Source organism: Lutibacter sp. HS1-25 (assembly GCF_004121075.1).
Taxonomy (GTDB): Bacteria; Bacteroidota; Bacteroidia; order Flavobacteriales; family Flavobacteriaceae; genus Lutibacter.
The window spans coordinates 1-1,736 of the sequence record NZ_RHLN01000107.1 but is presented as its reverse complement, the minus strand read 5'-3'; the positions used below and the strand labels follow the sequence as shown (position 1 = coordinate 1,736).

Annotated in this window: 3 protein-coding genes; all 3 read right to left on the bottom strand. The window is 26.3% G+C overall.

All coding sequences use genetic code 11. The features are described from left to right. Positions 1-61 precede the first annotated feature (61 nt). Positions 62-262 (bottom strand): hypothetical protein, encoded by a 201-nt coding sequence (locus tag EC396_RS12690; protein ID WP_129367001.1) that lies wholly within the window; start codon positions 260-262, stop codon positions 62-64. Positions 263-273: 11 nt separating this feature from the next. Next, positions 274-1,053 (bottom strand): ion transporter, encoded by a 780-nt coding sequence (locus tag EC396_RS12685; RefSeq protein WP_129367000.1) that lies wholly within the window; start codon positions 1,051-1,053, stop codon positions 274-276. 150 nt (positions 1,054-1,203) lie between these two features. After that, on the bottom strand, positions 1,204-1,736 hold a 533-nt coding region (locus tag EC396_RS17915; RefSeq protein WP_164975296.1), incomplete at its 5' end, for a hypothetical protein.

Here is a 1,736-nt window from a genome sequence, read left to right as displayed (position 1 = left end):
ATGAGTTGTTATGCACTGGTGATTTTTTATAACTTTCTAATTTTCTCAATTTGTCGTTGATTTAATATAAAAGAATAACAACTAAAATTAACATTGGAATTGCCATAGCTACTAAAATTCCCAAACAACCTTTTGAAACAATTCTGCCAATTTTTTGATTACGACCACTTTTTGTCAATGGTATTCCTATTTTTCGTGAAACGTTTGACTTAACACCAGATATACCACTTAATTTTTTCCAAGAAAATCCTCCTTTGTTCATAGCTTTATTTTTTAGTTTTTGAATTTAGTCCCACAATTAGGACATTTACATATATTTTTTTCTTTTTTCTGCTCTTGAACTCTCTCAATAAATGCAGAACTTATTATTCCTGTTGGAAGTGCAATAAATCCAATTCCTATTAATGCAATTATACCACTCATAATTTTTCCCATTGCTGTAATTGGAAAAACATCACCATAACCAACGGTAGTTAAAGTTGCAACCGCCCACCAAAAAGAATGTCCAATACTCGCAAATTTTTCAGGCTGAACCTCATTTTCAAAATAGTACATAATTGTCGATGATAATACTAATAATATAAATGCAACAAAACCGGTAATTGCCAATTCGGACTTAGAACTTTTCAAAACACTTGTTATAGTATTTAGTGATTTTGAGTATCTACCAAGTTTAAATATTCTTAATAATCTAAATAATCTTAGGATTCTTAATATTCTTAAATCGAATGGAAAAATGAAAGGAAGATAAAAAGGTAAAATTGCAATTAAGTCAATTAAGCCAAGTGTTGAAAATCCAAATTTTAATCTTTTCTTGAATGAGCTTCCTTTTACGGAATCATCTTGGTCAGCAGTCCACAATCTTAATAAATATTCGATTGTAAAAATAATTACAGAAATTAACTCGAAATAATAAAAAAAGTCAGAGAATGAAACTCTTAACTCATTGTAAGATTCAAGAATTAACGAGATTACGTTTAAAATAATTAATCCATAAATGAATTTTATAAAAATCGTATTCTTATTTATTATTTCATAAATTTTCTTTTTCATCGAGAATTTTTTTCGGAACTAGTGCATAACGGGTTTTGGTATGGAAAGTTGCGTTTTTTGAAAACGTAATTTTCCGATGTTTAAATTTAAGTTATTTATATTTTAAAAACATTCTATTTTGTTGAATTTAGCAATTTTTTATACCAGTTGTTACCACACGTTTTTATATTTCAGATGATTTTCAATTGTCTCTCGTATTTTGGATTTATCAACCTGTATTTCAATTAATTCTACTTGCTTGAAAGTTTTATCGAAAGAAGGTAAATAAAGGAAAACTCTATTGTTATTTTCTTTGATTATAAAAAATCTACTCATCCCAGTATTTAAAATCTGAAAATTATCAATTGTGTCATATGTCAAACTAGTAATTCCCCATTTTTTCTCAATTCCTAAAGGTATCTTATTCAATAAGAAATTTTCATTAAAATGAACAGTATCAATTCCATATTCCGATACAAGTTTAAAAGATTTATCTAATAATTTATTTTTAAAATTTGAGGAGTTTTTCAAAGAATCAGGTAATCTTAAAAACACTTTCTTTTGTTTATTAATTCCATTTGTCGTTAAGACTAAACTATCTTTATTAACAGCTTTAATATTATAATTTAAATAACCTATTTCATCAAAATTCAGTTCTTGTTTAATGATATTTCCAATTACATAAAAATCATTGGATTCAGAAT

Excerpts from the sequence above, each read along its gene's own strand:
- EC396_RS12690 (WP_129367001.1), bottom strand. The coding sequence starts at position 262 with ATGAACAAAGGAGGATTTTCTTGGAAAAAATTAAGTGGTATATCTGGT.
- EC396_RS12685 (WP_129367000.1), bottom strand. The coding sequence starts at position 1,053 with ATGAAAAAGAAAATTTATGAAATAATAAATAAGAATACGATTTTTATA.